The organism is Pantoea sp. R13S299 (assembly GCF_048515925.1).
Classification (GTDB): domain Bacteria; phylum Pseudomonadota; class Gammaproteobacteria; order Enterobacterales; family Enterobacteriaceae; genus Pantoea.
Map to the genome: position 1 here is coordinate 283,371 of NZ_JBLYEF010000001.1, position 14,760 is coordinate 298,130.

At 55.3% G+C, this 14,760-nt stretch carries 16 protein-coding genes; 11 read left to right on the plus strand and 5 right to left on the minus strand.

Features of this window, described 5'->3' with window-relative positions:
- The first annotated feature begins 82 nt into the window (after positions 1 to 82).
- A complete protein-coding gene (gene glnS / locus ACN1CO_RS01445) occupies positions 83 to 1,750 on the plus strand; it encodes a glutamine--tRNA ligase (RefSeq protein ID WP_419137123.1) in 1,668 nt (555 codons plus the stop codon).
- Between the two features lie 234 nt (positions 1,751 to 1,984).
- Positions 1,985 to 2,380, plus strand: coding sequence for a hypothetical protein (locus ACN1CO_RS01450; protein WP_419137125.1), 396 nt, complete (start codon positions 1,985 to 1,987; stop codon positions 2,378 to 2,380).
- A 66-nt stretch (positions 2,381 to 2,446) separates the two neighbouring features.
- Here the strand turns inward: ACN1CO_RS01450 and fur are convergent, their stop codons facing one another.
- From fur to ybfF, 4 genes are all read right to left on the minus strand, one after another.
- Positions 2,447 to 2,890: a ferric iron uptake transcriptional regulator gene (gene fur, locus ACN1CO_RS01455; RefSeq protein WP_003852805.1), complete on the minus strand. Its 444-nt coding sequence runs from the start codon at positions 2,888 to 2,890 to the stop codon at positions 2,447 to 2,449.
- 346 nt (positions 2,891 to 3,236) lie between these two features.
- Entirely contained in the window at positions 3,237 to 3,767 is a 531-nt protein-coding gene (fldA, locus tag ACN1CO_RS01460; protein ID WP_090962998.1) for a flavodoxin FldA, read from the minus strand.
- A gap of 132 nt (positions 3,768 to 3,899) precedes the next feature.
- On the minus strand, positions 3,900 to 4,175 hold the full coding sequence (ybfE, locus tag ACN1CO_RS01465; RefSeq protein WP_003852811.1) for a LexA regulated protein: 276 nt from the start codon (positions 4,173 to 4,175) through the stop codon (positions 3,900 to 3,902).
- Positions 4,176 to 4,343: 168 nt separating this feature from the next.
- Positions 4,344 to 5,108: an esterase gene (gene ybfF, locus ACN1CO_RS01470; RefSeq protein ID WP_419137127.1), complete on the minus strand. Its 765-nt coding sequence runs from the start codon at positions 5,106 to 5,108 to the stop codon at positions 4,344 to 4,346.
- Positions 5,109 to 5,358: 250 nt separating this feature from the next.
- Here ybfF and seqA point away from each other — a divergent pair, with 250 nt between their 5' ends.
- Together seqA and pgm are read left to right on the plus strand one after the other, a co-directional pair.
- Positions 5,359 to 5,904, plus strand: coding sequence for a replication initiation negative regulator SeqA (seqA, locus tag ACN1CO_RS01475; protein ID WP_419137128.1), 546 nt, complete (start codon positions 5,359 to 5,361; stop codon positions 5,902 to 5,904).
- Between the two features lie 26 nt (positions 5,905 to 5,930).
- Positions 5,931 to 7,571, plus strand: a complete 1,641-nt coding sequence (pgm, locus tag ACN1CO_RS01480; protein WP_008925011.1) for a phosphoglucomutase (alpha-D-glucose-1,6-bisphosphate-dependent) — start codon at positions 5,931 to 5,933, stop codon at positions 7,569 to 7,571.
- Between the two features lie 275 nt (positions 7,572 to 7,846).
- On the opposite strand, the gene kdpE is transcribed toward pgm, so the two are convergent.
- Complete coding sequence (kdpE, locus tag ACN1CO_RS01485; RefSeq protein WP_419137131.1) at positions 7,847 to 8,521, minus strand: two-component system response regulator KdpE; 675 nt, start codon at positions 8,519 to 8,521, stop codon at positions 7,847 to 7,849.
- Between the two features lie 257 nt (positions 8,522 to 8,778).
- Between kdpE and ACN1CO_RS01490 the strand changes: the two genes are divergently transcribed.
- The 7 genes from ACN1CO_RS01490 (at position 8,779) to pxpA (ending at position 14,746) form a co-directional block, all read left to right on the plus strand.
- On the plus strand, positions 8,779 to 8,979 hold the full coding sequence (locus ACN1CO_RS01490; RefSeq protein ID WP_090962986.1) for a DUF2517 family protein: 201 nt from the start codon (positions 8,779 to 8,781) through the stop codon (positions 8,977 to 8,979).
- A gap of 154 nt (positions 8,980 to 9,133) precedes the next feature.
- On the plus strand, positions 9,134 to 10,090 hold the full coding sequence (locus tag ACN1CO_RS01495) for a YbgA family protein (RefSeq protein WP_419137133.1): 957 nt from the start codon (positions 9,134 to 9,136) through the stop codon (positions 10,088 to 10,090).
- Positions 10,091 to 10,102: 12 nt separating this feature from the next.
- Positions 10,103 to 11,527 carry a deoxyribodipyrimidine photo-lyase gene (gene phrB, locus ACN1CO_RS01500; protein WP_419137134.1) on the plus strand — a complete coding sequence of 475 codons (1,425 nt, stop codon included), beginning with the start codon at positions 10,103 to 10,105 and terminating at the stop codon, positions 11,525 to 11,527.
- 18 nt (positions 11,528 to 11,545) lie between these two features.
- Positions 11,546 to 12,289 (plus strand): type 2 GTP cyclohydrolase I, encoded by a 744-nt coding sequence (locus ACN1CO_RS01505; protein WP_419137136.1) that lies wholly within the window; start codon positions 11,546 to 11,548, stop codon positions 12,287 to 12,289.
- Positions 12,290 to 12,439: 150 nt separating this feature from the next.
- Positions 12,440 to 13,096 carry a 5-oxoprolinase subunit PxpB gene (gene pxpB, locus ACN1CO_RS01510; RefSeq protein ID WP_419137138.1) on the plus strand — a complete coding sequence of 219 codons (657 nt, stop codon included), beginning with the start codon at positions 12,440 to 12,442 and terminating at the stop codon, positions 13,094 to 13,096.
- Positions 13,090 to 14,019 (plus strand): 5-oxoprolinase subunit PxpC, encoded by a 930-nt coding sequence (gene pxpC, locus ACN1CO_RS01515; RefSeq protein WP_419137140.1) that lies wholly within the window; start codon positions 13,090 to 13,092, stop codon positions 14,017 to 14,019. The genes pxpB and pxpC overlap by 7 nt, the downstream gene beginning before the upstream one ends.
- Entirely contained in the window at positions 14,009 to 14,746 is a 738-nt protein-coding gene (gene pxpA, locus ACN1CO_RS01520) for a 5-oxoprolinase subunit PxpA (RefSeq protein WP_419137142.1), read from the plus strand. Before pxpC ends, pxpA begins: the two co-directional genes overlap by 11 nt.
- The last annotated feature ends 14 nt before the right edge of the window (positions 14,747 to 14,760 follow it).

A 14,760-nucleotide genomic window follows, 5' to 3' on the forward strand; every position in this document is an offset into this window, starting at 1 on the left:
TGTTTCCCTCAGACGCTTTGTGGATCATACTCCGTTACTTCGTGGTACAAATCACCCGTTATTCGTATTGAGGATTTTTGAGATGAGTGAGGCTGAAGCCCGCCCAACTAACTTTATTCGTCAGATCATTGACGAAGATTTGGCGAGCGGTAAGCACAACAGCGTGCATACCCGTTTCCCGCCAGAGCCCAATGGCTATCTGCATATTGGTCATGCGAAATCGATCTGTCTGAATTTTGGCATCGCCCAGGATTATCAGGGGCAATGCAACCTGCGTTTCGACGATACCAATCCGGTTAAAGAGGATCTGGAATTCGTTGAATCCATCAAGCGTGACGTCCAGTGGCTGGGTTTTGAGTGGAGCGGTGAGGTCTGTTACTCATCAAACTATTTTGATCAGCTTTATCATTATGCCATCGAGCTGATTTCTAAAGGTCTGGCCTATGTTGATGAGCTGAGTCCGGATCAGATTCGCGAATATCGCGGCACCCTGAAAGAGCCGGGTAAAAACAGCCCTTATCGCGATCGCAGCGTTGAAGAGAACCTGGCGCTGTTTGAGAAGATGCGTAACGGTGAGTTCGCCGAAGGCACTGCCTGTCTGCGTGCTAAAATCGACATGGCCTCTAATTTCATCGTGATGCGCGATCCGGTGCTTTACCGCATCAAGTTCGCGGAACACCACCAGACGGGCAACAAGTGGTGCATCTATCCGATGTATGACTTCACCCACTGCATCTCCGATGCGCTGGAAGGCATTACGCACTCACTGTGTACGCTGGAGTTCCAGGACAACCGACGTCTCTATGACTGGGTGCTGGATAACATCACCATTCCGGTTCATCCGCGGCAGTATGAGTTCTCGCGCCTGAATCTGGAGTATGCGGTGATGTCGAAACGCAAACTCACTCAGCTGGTGACCGAGAAGCACGTAGAAGGCTGGGATGATCCGCGTATGCTGACCGTTTCAGGTCTGCGCCGTCGTGGTTACACCGCAGCGTCTATCCGTGAGTTCTGCCGTCGTATCGGCGTGACCAAGCAGGACAACATTGTGGAGATGGCCTCGCTGGAGTCCTGTATCCGTGATGACCTGAATGAGAATGCGCCACGCGCCATGGCAGTGCTGGATCCGCTTAAAGTGGTCATCGAAAACCTGCCGGCCGGTCACAGCGAAATCATCACCATGCCAAATCATCCGGGCAAGCCTGAGATGGGCACGCGTGAAGTGCCGTTCAGCCGTGAGATCTGGATCGATCGTGCAGATTTCCGTGAAGAGGCGAACAAGCAATATAAGCGTCTGGTGCTGGGCAAAGAAGTTCGCCTGCGCAACGCCTATGTGATCCGTGCTGAGCGTATCGCTAAAGATGAAGCGGGCAACATTACCTGCATCTATTGCACCAGCGATGTTGATACGCTGAGCAAAGATCCGGCCGATGGTCGCAAGGTGAAAGGGGTGATTCATTGGGTGTCTGCCGATCATGCGCAGCCTGCTGAATTCCGTCTGTATGACCGTCTGTTCAGCGTGCCAAATCCAGGCGCGGCAGAGGACTTCCTGGCGGTGATCAACCCTGAGTCTCTGGCAATCAAACAGGGCTTTGTCGAACCGGGCCTGCGCGATGTAGAATCGACCACCCCGTTCCAGTTCGAACGTGAAGGTTATTTCTGCGCCGACAGCGTTTACTCTAAGCCGTCACAGCTGGTGTTTAACCGCACCGTCGGTCTTCGTGATACCTGGACGAAAACCGGCGAATAATTTTTTTCCGCTGACCTCATAAAATGACAAAAGGGCGATTTATCGCCCTTTTTTATTGCCCCGATTTTTGCCATTGCCGATGTTTATTCTGCACTAACTGCAACCTGTTAAATCCCGCATTGTGAGAGTAATCTGAGTTTAAAAAAATTAATCAATTTCCGGATGTGAATTATTCGCTTTCAGGTAGGCTATGCGCTCTCAGAGGTTGTACAGCGGGTTACAGAAGGAAAAAAAATGACCGTTCTCGCTCAGGAAGCCAGAAACAGTGTTGTCGTTTTACATCAGCTCATTGAACGTATTTTTAATCAGCCTGCCGGATCTGACGACAGTTTCGAGCTGCTGATGTCCTATTTTCATCCTGACTTCCGCATGGTGACCCCGAAGGGCAAAGAGTACAATCTGAACGAAGTTGAAGATCTTTTCCGACAGTTGCAGGGACAACGCGAAGGGATGCGCATTGCCACCTGCGAACATGTGATCCTCTCTCATCATGATAAAGAGATCACCGTGCAGTATCGCGAAATGCAGATGATAAATGGCAACAACCATAGCCGCATCTCGCTGGCGATACTGGATTGCAGTAGCTCCATTCCGCGCTGGCGTTATCTGCAGGAGACGCTGGTTGCCTGACGCGTAACAGCAGAAAACAGACAAAAAAAACCGGTGAATTCACCGGTTTTTTCATTTCAGGGCACGTTACTGGTCGTGCAGGGTTTCATTTTCCCGGCAATCGCCCAGTGTGCAGTGTCCATAGAGATAGAGGCTGTGGTTGGTCAGCTTGATGCCATGACGGGTCGCGATTTCACGCTGACGCGTTTCGATCGACTCATCGCTGAACTCGATAACCTTGCCGCAATCCAGGCAGATCAGGTGATCGTGGTGATGCTGCTGCGTCAGTTCGAAGACAGATTTGCCGCCTTCAAAGTTGTGGCGTGTGACAATGCCGGCATCATCAAACTGGTTCAGAACACGGTAAACGGTCGCCAGGCCAATCTCTTCGCCGATATCAATCAGGCGTTTGTACAAATCTTCCGCACTGACGTGATGGCACTCAGGTTCCTGAAGCACTTCCAGAATTTTCAGTCTGGGCAGTGTCACTTTCAGGCCAGCCTTTTTTAATGCGGTGTTGTTGTCAGTCATGCGGATTTTGTCCTGTTACTAATATTCACTTTGTGGCTTGTCGCCTTGAATGTCGATCTACACTCATTCTCATTTGCGTCTCATTATAGAACTGAAGCGATGAAATGAAAACCAGAGGGCGTGCCTGAATCATCATGGGCTATTGGGGAGAGGTCACCGGGCCGGGGAGGATTCTGGCAGATGTCTGTTTGTACATCGCTTAGTCTTGCCGCTGAGAAAATAAGCGGAAGATCGATGCGGGTATTCTACAGATTAAACGGAGAAAGTTAAAAAAATGTGGCTATTATTTCTATAGGAATTTCCATTGCCTCAATGTGAGCTGGCGCTCACATTGAGTCGGACAGGATCAGGCTTCGATGATCTCTTTCAGCTGCAGCTCATCAAAGATCTGCTTAACCCACTGTTCTACACGCTGGTTAGTCAGTTCTGGCTGACGATCTTCGTCAATGGCCAGGCCCAGGAAGTGAGTATCATCGGCCAGCCCTTTTGAGGCTTCGAAGTGGTAACCTTCCGTTGGCCAGTGACCGACAATCACGGCACCGTGCGGCTCAATGATGTCACGGATCGTGCCCATCGCATCACAGAAATACTCTGCGTAATCTTCCTGATCGCCACAGCCAAACAGCGCAACCAGCTTGCCGTTAAAATCGATCTCTTCCAGCGTCGGGAAAAAGTCATCCCAGTCGCACTGCGCTTCACCGTAGTACCAGGTCGGAATGCCCAGCAGCAGGATATCGAACGCTTCCAGATCTTCTTTTGTGCTTTTCGCGATGTCATGCACTTCTGCAACGTCAGTACCCAGCTGTTTCTGGATCATTTTTGCAATGTTTTCGGTATTGCCGGTATCGCTGCCAAAGAAGATGCCTACGAGTGCCATGAGTAAAATAACCTCTTAAATCCTGATGATGAGATGTGTGCCGCAGCACAATTCAGCGAATGATAGCAGACGAGGGAAAACCGGTGAACGGTTAAAGCCCCGACATTTGCTCCTGCGTGCGGTTTGCCCGCATCAATCCAGTTTGAGCTGCGCCAGCAGCATCTGTTCAATCAGTTCGCTGCGGCTGAGATTACGCTGTTCTGCCAGCGTGTTGAGTGCATCGACGGCTTCACTGTTCATTTTCAGTTCGACACGACGAAGCCCGCGTCCTTTGTCACGTTTAAGCTGATTGCGCTTGTTGATGCGCAGCTGTTCATCACGCGAAAGCGGACTGGTTTTGGGTCGACCAGGGCGGCGCTCATCAGCAAAGAGATCGAGCGTCGTGCGGTCAGTCTGTTCTTTTGCCATGGCTTAGTAAAACTGAATGAGGGCGGGCGCCAGACTCTCACCGCGCAGATTATAAATTATTGGCTATTGCCGCAGCAAAACTGACCTGCGGCAAAATTTTAGCGCGCCATCATACTTCACGCGTACTCCCGACGCCAATCCTAAACCTTTGCTGCCATCTGATTGCTTTTAAAGCGCAAAAAAGCGACGAACACTGCGCAAAACGGCATCGGGTTTCTCTGCATGAACCCAGTGTCCTGCGCCTCCAATGACATGTGCCTGCGCGGCCGGGAACTGCTGCAACAGCGCATCGCGGTAGCGGTTATCGAGATAGCTGGAGTCACCGCCGCGAATAAACAGCGCCGGGTGATCCCAGGCAGGCACCGGCTGCCAGCCAGAAATCGTGGTGTAGTTATCCCACAACACGGGTACGTTGAAGCGCCACTCGCCCTCCTGAAACGACTTCAGCAGGAACTGGATCACGCCTTCTTCATCAATCACCGTGCGCATAATGCGGGCTGCCTCGCTGCGGGATGAAACGCCTGCATCGGTGACGGCACGAATACTGGCAAAAATCTCATCATGGCGGCGGGTCTGGTAGTCCACCGGGGCGATATCGATCATCACCAGCCGCTCAATGCGGTCCGGCACCAGCGCGCTCATGGTCATGGCGATCTTACCGCCCATTGAGTGACCGATCACCGTGACGCGATCGATGCCGTGTGCATCCAGCGTATCGACCATATCCTGCGCCATTACAGCGTAGTTCATCTCGTCAGATCGTGGAGAGAGTCCGTGGTTACGGACATCGACCTGCAGCAGGGGACCGGCATCTTTCAGGCCGCGAGCCAGCACGCCAAGGTTATCCAGACTGCCAAACAGGCCGTGGATTAACAGGATGGGCAGGGAATCAGCGGGGGATTGTTCAGTTTGCAGACGGGCGTTCAAAATCATAGCAAAGTTCTTAAGTTTGAGACCTGAGCTTAGGTTATCATGGTTTCACCTTTTCAGGCGCGCCGGTTCCGGCGGCATTAGGACATATTCTGACTTTTGCCCGTAAACCGTTTGATTGCTAACAACCCGCCTGAATTTAACTTTATAATCCTGATGTTAGAACCCACACACCCTTTGAATTGCCTGACTATACTCAGAGCTTTTCAGGAAACAGGTGGTTCTGTCATGAGAAAGAACCGTACGGAATAAGATGAAAACGATCGAAGTTGACGAAGAGCTCTACCGTTATATTGCCAGCCACACGCAACACATTGGTGAAAGCGCATCCGACATTCTGCGTCGTATGCTGAAGTTCACGGCCGGTCAGACTGCACCCGCTTCGCCTGCGCAGCCAGCGTCAAAAGAGGCAGCGAAAGAGTCCCCGGCCTCAGTGGGTTCACGTCCTCAAGACCGTGTCCGCGCGGTGCGTGAGCTGCTTCTCTCCGATGAATATGCGGAGCAGAAGCGGGCGGTGAATCGCTTTATGCTTATCTTGTCAACGCTCTATCGTCTTGATACCGCAGCTTTTGCTGAGGCTACTGCATCGCTGCAGGGCCGCACCCGCGTCTATTTTGCAGGTGATGAGCATACGCTGTTGCAGAATGGCACCCATACTAAGCCGAAGCATGTACCCGGCACGCCGTACTGGGTGATCACCAACACCAATACTGGTCGTAAATGCAGCATGGTCGAACACATCATGCTCTCGATGAAGTTCCCTGCGGAACTGACCGAGAAAGTTTGCGGCACCATTTAAAACTTAAGCGTCAGGGAGCAGCGCCAATGGCCAATCACCCACGTGCCGGGCAACCCGCCCAGCAGAGCGATTTGATTAACGTTGCACAATTAACGTCACAATATTATGTCCTGCAGCCCGATGTGGCGAACCCGGAACATGCGGTGAAATTTGGCACCTCTGGCCATCGCGGCAGTGCAGGGCGTCAGAGCTTCAACGAGATGCACATTCTGGCGATCGCTCAGGCGATTGCCGAAGAGCGTAAAAAGAACGGCATCACCGGGCCGTGCTACGTCGGTAAAGACACCCATGCGCTGTCAGAGCCGGCTATCCTGTCGGTACTGGAAGTGCTGGCAGCGAACGGCGTTGATGTGATTGTGCAGCAGGACAACGGCTATACGCCAACCCCTGCCATCTCAAACGCGATTCTTGAGCACAACAAAGCGGGTGGCCCGCTGGCTGACGGCATCGTCATCACACCTTCGCACAACCCACCGGAAGATGGCGGCATCAAGTACAACCCACCTAATGGTGGACCGGCTGATACCAATGTCACCAAAGTGGTGGAAGATCGCGCCAACCAGCTGATCAAAGATGGGCTGAAAGAGGTTAAGCGTCTGCCACTGGAGCAGGCGATGGCCAGCGGTCACGTAGTCGAGAAAGATCTGATCCAGCCTTACGTTGAAGGTCTGGCCGAGATTATCGACTTCCCGGCGATTCAGAAAGCCGGCCTGAAGCTGGGTGTTGATCCACTGGGCGGTTCCGGTATTGCTTACTGGCAGCGTATTGCTGAGCACTACAAGCTGGATCTGACGCTGGTGAATGACGCGGTCGATCAGACTTTCCGCTTTATGCATCTGGATAAAGATGGCGTCGTGCGCATGGACTGCTCGTCTGAAAGCGCAATGGCAGGCCTGCTGGCCTACCGTGACAAGTTCGATCTGGCGTTCGGTAACGATCCTGATTATGACCGTCATGGCATTGTGACCCCGGCAGGTCTGATGAATCCGAACCACTATCTGGCGGTCGCGATCAACTATCTGTTCCAGCATCGTCCACAGTGGGGCCAGGATGTTGCCGTGGGTAAAACCCTGGTGTCCAGCGCCATGATTGACCGTGTGGTCAACGACATTGGTCGCAAGCTGGTGGAAGTGCCGGTTGGTTTCAAATGGTTTGTTGATGGTCTGTATGACGGCAGCTTCGGTTTCGGCGGCGAAGAGAGCGCGGGTGCTTCATTCCTGCGTTTTGATGGCACGCCATGGTCAACGGACAAAGATGGCATCATCATGTGTCTGCTGGCGGCTGAAATCACCGCTGTGACCGGTAAAAACCCGCAGCAGCATTATGACGAGCTGGCCGCGCGCTTTGGCGCACCAAGCTACAATCGTCTGCAGGCATCAGCCACTTCAGCGCAGAAAGCTGCACTGTCGAAGCTGTCCCCAGAAATGGTAAGCGCGGATACGCTGGCGGGTGATCCTATCACCGCGCGTCTGACTGCGGCACCAGGTAACGGTGCGTCTATCGGCGGTCTGAAAGTGATGACGGAGAATGGCTGGTTTGCTGCCCGTCCTTCAGGCACCGAAGACGCCTACAAAATCTACTGTGAAAGCTTCCTGGGCGCAGAACACCGCGAGCAGATTGAGAAAGAAGCGGTAGAGATTGTTAGCGAAGTGCTGAAAAACGCCTGATAAGGTGGGTAGATAAAAGGCGCCTCTGGCGCCTTTTAGATTGTTGACAAAGTCTATTCCAGTTAGCTGCAGGAACGAGCCAGCACAGGAAACAGGGTCAGATCGGAAAGACGCAAAAGCCGTCATCCATGACACGCTCGGCCCACGCCATCCATGGCGTGGGACGCTTTCCTCTTCTGACCGTGCTCCCTGCGCCTCAGGCTTATTCGTTGCCATCAGATTCACTCTGATTTGATTCTGTTTGCAGTCATGAAAGGCGCCTCTGGCGCCTTTTTTTATGGCATAAAGCGATAGCCGATCCCGGTTTCGGTCAGCAGATGCGCCGGTTGGGTCGGATTCTCTTCCAGCTTCTGGCGCAGATGGCCCATATAGATGCGCAGATAATGGCTATGCTCCACCGCATTAGGTCCCCAGACCTGGCTCAGCAGCTGCCGCTGCGTCAGCACCTTTCCGGCATTGTTAAGCAGAATACTCAACAGACGAAATTCAATTGGGGTGAGGTGAATCTCGCTGCCGCCGCGCTGTACCCGCCGTGCAGCGAAATCGACGCTGACGTCGGCAAATTGAATTCTGGCGTCAGGCTGCTGACCACTATGACGGCGCAGTGCTACACGCACGCGCGCCAGCAGCTCGCCAATACCAAAGGGTTTAGTAAGATAGTCATCCGCCCCGGCATCCAGTGCGGCGATCTTATCCTGCTCATCGCTGCGCGCCGACAGCACAATCACCGGGATGGCGCTCCACTGACGCAGGTCACGGATAAAATCGGTGCCATCCCCATCCGGCAGGCCAAGATCGAGGATCACTAAGTCGGGCTTGCGAGTCGCCGCTTCAATCAGGCCGCGCTGCAGCGTATCGGCATCAAACACCTTCAGCTCTTCATTTTCCAGCGCCAGTCGGACAAAGCGGCGGATCTCTTTTTCATCTTCAACGATCAAAACCGTGGTCACGCAATACCTGCCTTGAGTGGGGGCCGAAATGCCATTTTATCAATATTAGAGGCTGCCGTCCGTGGGCTTCACCTTTTAGGCGTTTAAACCCTCATGTAACCGGACGATAACGTATCTGTAACTTAATTACAGGCTAATTCTTAAACAGTGTAAATAGCGGCAAATAAGTGGTCAGATGAGTAGTAAAGTTACACAACCTGGCGTAAAGTTGGACACAGATCACATTCGAACACATTAACTTACCGGGAGGAGAAACCATGTATCAGGCTTATCCACGTTACAAAATTATCGCACGCCGTACGCTGGTGGTTCTTCTCGGCGTTCTGGCACTGCCTGTCATGTTGTTCCGACAGGATCGGGCGCGTTTCTACAGTTATCTGCACCGCGTCTGGTGTAAGACCAGTGCAAAGCCCGTCTGGCTGGCGCAGTCTGAAGCCGGTGGCGGCGCGTTCTGGTAATTTGCCCTGCTGCAAAACAGGCCTGGTCAACCGACCGGGCTTTTTTTTGCGGTTTTTCTGATAATAAGCGGACCGGAACTCCGTTTTAACCCTTTCTTCCTGACCATTTTGCGCTACACTTAAACCTCTACAAGATTTCGGAGGTTGTACAAGTATGAGCAAAAAAATCCCCGTTGGAATCAGTGCATGCCTGCTCGGCGACCGCGTCAGATTTGATGGTGGGCATAAGCGTCTTACTTTTGCGACCGACGATCTCACCCCCTTTGTCCACTTTGAACCTGTCTGCCCGGAAATGGCGATTGGTCTGCCTACGCCACGCCCGGCATTACGGCTGGTAAAACAGGGCGATGATGAGGTGCATCTCTGCTTCAGCAAAGATGGCGGAGAAGAGGTCACCACGCAGATGCGTGACTGGTCAGCCGAGCGGGTAAAATCGCTGCATCATCTCTGTGGTTATATCCTGTGTGCCAAATCTCCCAGCTGCGGCATGGAGCGTGTGCGGGTCTACGAGCCTGACAACAACAACAACCGCAAAGTGGGCACCGGCATTTTTGCTGAATTCCTGCAGCGTGAGATGCCCTGGCTGCCGCTGGAAGAGGATGGTCGCCTGCACGATCCCGCCCTGCGTGAGAACTTTATTGGCCGCATCTGCGCACTGCACGAATTTAATCAGATGTGGGAAAACGGTCTGACCCGTCAGGGGCTGATCGCCTTCCACAGCCGCTACAAATTAATGATGCTGGCACACTCGCAGGAGAAATACCGCGAGCTGGGGCCATTTGTCGCCTCAATGAGCGAGTGGGAATCACTGGATGCCTTTGCCTTTGAGTACCGCAATCGCATGATGGAACTGATGTCACGTCCTGCGTCACGTCGCAATCACACCAATGTGCTGATGCATGTTCAGGGCTACTTCCGTTCGCATCTCAGCTCACCGCAGCGCCAGGAGCTGGCAACCCTGATTGACCGCTATCGCCAGGGCACACAACCGCTGCTGGTGCCGATCACCATTCTCAAGCACTACATGGCCGAGTACCCGCATCCGTGGCTGGCACAGCAGCGCTATTTCGATCCCTATCCCGAAGCCTTGTGTTTACGCTACGGACAGTAATTCAGGAGGAGTATGACCACCCATCTGGTCTGGCTGCGTAACGATTTACGCATCAACGACAACCTGGCGCTGCACGCCGCCTGCCGCGACAGCGAGGCAAAAGTGATTGCGCTCTTCTTTGCCACCCCGGAACAGTGGCAACAGCATGACATGTCCCCGAAGCAGGCGGCGTTTATTCACGCCAGTCTGTTGCAAGTGCAGAGTGCGCTGGCCGAGCGGGGCATTGAGCTGCACTATCAGGCCTGTCATGCCTTCAGCGACAGTATTGATGCTCTGGTGCAGTTCTGCGCAGAGCAGCAGGTCGATCAGCTCTTCTACAATTATCAGTATGAAGTTAACGAGCGTCAGCGCGATGCCGAAGCTGAAAAGCGTCTCGATGAAGCGGGCGTAATCTGCCAGGGCTTTGATGACAGCCTGTTGCTGCCGCCCGGCAGCGTGCAGAGCGGTGATCGTTCGATGTACAAGGTTTTTACCCCGTTCAGCAAAGCCTTTGTCCGCCGGTTACAGCAGGGGTTGCCGGAGTGCGTGTCAGCGCCTAAACCGCGTGAAGGTGCGCCGCTTAAAGTCACGCCGGTTCCTGCTTTTGACTATCCGACTGAAGACGTTGATCAGGATCTCTTCCCGGCTGGCGAAGCGGCCGCGCTGAAGCGGTTACGCCATTTTGCCACGAAACCGGTGCTCGACTATCCCGCAAAGCGCGACCTTCCGGCGCTTGATGCCACCAGTCGACTGTCGGTCTATCTGGCGACCGGCGTGCTGTCGCCCCGTCAGTGCCTGCATCGCGTGCTGCATGAGCATCCCGATGCGCTGGATAACAGTCGTGCGTTCACCTGGCTGAACGAGCTGATCTGGCGTGAGTTCTACCGGCATCTGCTGGTGGCTTATCCGGCGCTGTGTCGGCACCAGCCGTTTATCGACTGGACGCGTAATGTGGAGTGGCAGCGTAACGACGCGCATTTCGAGGCCTGGAAAGCGGGTAAAACTGGCTATCCTATTGTCGATGCCGCGATGCGTCAGATGAAAGCGCTGGGCTGGATGCACAACCGCCTGCGCATGATCACCGCCAGCTTCCTGGTGAAGGATCTGCTGATCGACTGGCGTGAAGGTGAGCGCTACTTCATGCAGCAGTTGATTGATGGTGACCTGGCCGCGAACAACGGCGGCTGGCAGTGGGCGGCATCGACCGGCACGGACGCGGCTCCCTATTTCCGCATCTTCAACCCGACCACTCAGGGCGAGCGTTTCGATGAGAAGGGCGATTTTATTCGTCACTATCTGCCGGAACTGGCCGACGTCCCTGACAGTGATATTCACCAGCCCCACGTCTGGGCGGAGAAGCATCACAAGAAACTCGATTATCCGGCACCAATCGTGGATCATAAGGCAGCCCGTAAAAAGACATTAGACGCCTTTGAGCGCGCCAAAAGCGCCGCCTGAGGCCGCGAAGGAGCCTGAATGAACCATTACGAATTAGAGACGCTGATCAACCAGCAACTCGACAGCCACAGCTTCAGCGATTATGCCCCCAACGGTTTGCAGGTTGAGGGACGCAGCGAAGTCAAAACGATTATCACCGGCGTGACGGCCTGTCAGGCGTTGCTGGATGAGGCGGTGGCACGTCAGGCCGATGCGATTATCGTCCATCATGGCTATTTCTGGAAAAGTGAACCGGCCGCCATTAAAGGCATGAAGCGCCGCCGTCTGCGCACGCTGCTGGCTAACGACATTAATCTCTATGGCTGGCACCTGCCGCTCGATGCGCATCCTGAACTGGGCAACAACGCTCAGCTGGCGAAACTGCTGGATATCCAGGTGCGTGGCGAAGTGATGCCGCTGGTGTTCTGGGGCGAGCTGGCTGAACCGATTTCCGGCGAACAGCTGGCCCGTAGAATCGGCGATCGGCTGGGACGTGAACCGCTGCATTGCGGTGACAATGCGCCAGCACTGATTCGTCGCATTGCCTGGTGCAGCGGCGGCGGACAGGGCTTTATCGACCAGGCCGCCGCCGCATGCGTTGATGCCTACATCACCGGTGAAGTCTCTGAGCAGACCATTCACAGCGCACGCGAGCAGGGACTGCACTTCTTTGCTGCAGGCCATCATGCGACCGAGCGCGGTGGCGTAAAAGCGCTGGGAGAATGGCTGGCGCAGCACCACGATCTTGATGTGACCTTCATCGATATTCCTAATCCTGCCTGATCCCCACTCAGGTCCTGCGCGCCTGCGCAGGACCTAAATCTGTTGACACATCCCCGTCACTTTCGCATAACTATTTGCTTTATGTAGATAAGCCATCGGCTGATCCGGGTATCCGGTCAGGCGCGATCTTAACCAGGCGGGAGGTAGCTGTTGCAACGAGCACGGTGTTATTTATTGGGTGAACGCGCTGTTGTGCTGGAGCTGGAACCGCCGATCTCACTGGAGAGTCAGCAACGTATCTGGGGACTGAACCAGCGGCTGCAGTCCTACGCGGACGTGCTGGAGGTGATTCCTGGGATGAACAACATCACGCTGATCCTAAGAGATCCCCAGCAGAGTCCGCTGGACGCGATAGAGCGGCTTCAGCGCTGGTGGGAAGAGAGTGAGGCGCAGTTGCCGGAGTCGCGTCTGGTGGAGATTCCGGTGATCTACGGCGGCGAGTCAGGTCCCGATCTGAGCGTAGTGGCGGAACATGCCGCGCTGACGCCACATCAGGTGGTCGAGCTGCACAGCAGCAGCGACTATGTGGTGTTTTTTATCGGCTTTCAGCCGGGCTTTCCCTATCTGGGCGGACTGGATCCGCGTCTTCACATGCCTCGTCGGGCTGAGCCGAGGGTCGCGGTGCCCGCCGGATCGGTCGGCATCGGCGGCAGCCAGACCGGCGTCTATCCGCTGGCTTCGCCCGGCGGCTGGCAGTTAATCGGCCAGACGCGCACCGCGCTGTTTGATCCGCTGCAACAACCGCCCACGCTGCTCCGTCCCGGTGACAGGGTCCGCTTTGTGCCGCAACAGGAGGGCGTATGTTAAATATTCTGCGAGCCGGGCTGGCTGCCACCCTTCAGGATGCGGGCCGCTACGGCTGGCGTCAGTATGGCATCAGCCCCGGCGGCGTGCTGGATCATCCCGCGATGATCACCGCCAACGTGCTGGTAGGCAATGATCCTGACAGCGCGGTGCTGGAGATGGTGCTTGGCCAGTTCAAAGCGGAGTTTACCCGCGATGGCTGGTTTGCGCTGACCGGCGCAGGCTGCCATGCGGAGCTGAACGGTCAGCCGGTCTGGACGGGCTGGCGCACGCCGGTGAAACGCGGGCAGGTCCTGTCGCTGGCGATGCCGCAGCGCGGTATGCGCAGCTATCTGGCGGTGCAGGGTGGTTTTGATATCCCTGATGTGCTCGGTTCTGCCAGCACCGATCTGAAAGCCAGATTCGGCGGGTTTCATGGTCGCGCCTTACAGGATGGCGATCAGATCCCACTGGGTAAACCGACCCGTGAGTTCGACCGCAAAGTCGGGGTGCGGCAACTGCTGTGGGGCAACCGCATTCGCGCTTTGCCTGGCCCGGAGTATCGCGAGTTCAGCCCCGAAGCGCAGCAGGCGTTCTGGCGGACGTCATGGAAACTCAGTCCGCAGAGTAACCGGATGGGATACCGGCTGGAGGGACGTGAGCTTAAGCGCGAGAGACCGCGCGAGCTGCTGTCACACGGCGTGATGCCGGGTGTGATTCAGGTGCCACCGAACGGACAGCCCATTGTTCTGATGGCGGATGCCCAGACTACCGGAGGCTATCCGCGCATCGCCTCCGTTATCGAAGCCGATCTCTATCACCTGGCGCAAATCCGTCTGGGTGAGCCGATTCACTTTATTCACTGCACCCTGCCGGAAGCGATGCTGGCCCGTCAGCATCAGCACCGGGCGCTGGACCAGATGAAGTGGGGACTCAATGAATATTGATTTAAATGCCGACCTGGGCGAGGGCTGCGCCAGCGACCAGGCGCTGCTGCAACTGGTGAGTTCCGCCAACATCGCCTGTGGCTTTCACGCCGGTGATGCGCAGACCATGCTGCAGTCGGTGCGCTGGGCGCAGGCATCCGGCGTCGCGATCGGGGCGCATCCCGCCTTTCCCGATCGCGAGAACTTTGGCCGCAGCGCCATGCAGTTGCCGCCGGAAACGGTCTATGCCCAGATGATCTACCAGATTGGCGCGCTGAAAAGTCTGGCGGAAAGCGAGGGTGCCCGGCTGGTTCACGTTAAACCGCACGGCATGCTCTATAACCAGGCCGCGGCTGACCCGGTGCTGGCAGATGCCATTGCCCGCGCCATCAGGGCGGTCGACAGTCAGCTGATCGTGGTCGGGCTGGCGAATAGCGAATCGATCCGTGCTGCGGCGCATTATGGCTTACGCACGCGGGAAGAAGTGTTTGCTGACCGTGGCTATCTCAGCAGCGGTGCGCTGGTGCCGCGCAGCCAGCCGGGTGCGCTGATCGAAGATGAGCAGCAGGCTATTGATCAGACGCTGACGATGGTGCAGCTGGGCAAAGTTAAAAGTATCACTGGAGAATGGGTGGCAGTGAATGCACAGACCGTCTGCTTACATGGCGACGGCGCGCACGCTCTGCAGTTTGCTCAGCGGTTACGTGATGCCTTTGCCGTTCAGCAGATTCGTGTCACCAGCGCCTGAATAATCACACTTAG

Bases quoted from the DNA above. Each gene is read 5' to 3' on its own strand.
- glnS (WP_419137123.1), top strand. From the start codon at position 83: ATGAGTGAGGCTGAAGCCCGCCCAACTAACTTTATTCGTCAGATCATT.
- ACN1CO_RS01450 (WP_419137125.1), top strand. From the start codon at position 1,985: ATGACCGTTCTCGCTCAGGAAGCCAGAAACAGTGTTGTCGTTTTACAT.
- fur (WP_003852805.1), bottom strand. From the start codon at position 2,890: ATGACTGACAACAACACCGCATTAAAAAAGGCTGGCCTGAAAGTGACA.
- fldA (WP_090962998.1), bottom strand. From the start codon at position 3,767: ATGGCACTCGTAGGCATCTTCTTTGGCAGCGATACCGGCAATACCGAA.
- ybfE (WP_003852811.1), bottom strand. From the start codon at position 4,175: ATGGCAAAAGAACAGACTGACCGCACGACGCTCGATCTCTTTGCTGAT.
- ybfF (WP_419137127.1), bottom strand. From the start codon at position 5,108: ATGATTTTGAACGCCCGTCTGCAAACTGAACAATCCCCCGCTGATTCC.
- seqA (WP_419137128.1), top strand. From the start codon at position 5,359: ATGAAAACGATCGAAGTTGACGAAGAGCTCTACCGTTATATTGCCAGC.
- pgm (WP_008925011.1), top strand. From the start codon at position 5,931: ATGGCCAATCACCCACGTGCCGGGCAACCCGCCCAGCAGAGCGATTTG.
- ACN1CO_RS01490 (WP_090962986.1), top strand. From the start codon at position 8,779: ATGTATCAGGCTTATCCACGTTACAAAATTATCGCACGCCGTACGCTG.
- ACN1CO_RS01495 (WP_419137133.1), top strand. From the start codon at position 9,134: ATGAGCAAAAAAATCCCCGTTGGAATCAGTGCATGCCTGCTCGGCGAC.
- phrB (WP_419137134.1), top strand. From the start codon at position 10,103: ATGACCACCCATCTGGTCTGGCTGCGTAACGATTTACGCATCAACGAC.
- ACN1CO_RS01505 (WP_419137136.1), top strand. From the start codon at position 11,546: ATGAACCATTACGAATTAGAGACGCTGATCAACCAGCAACTCGACAGC.
- pxpC (WP_419137140.1), top strand. From the start codon at position 13,090: ATGTTAAATATTCTGCGAGCCGGGCTGGCTGCCACCCTTCAGGATGCG.
- pxpA (WP_419137142.1), top strand. From the start codon at position 14,009: ATGAATATTGATTTAAATGCCGACCTGGGCGAGGGCTGCGCCAGCGAC.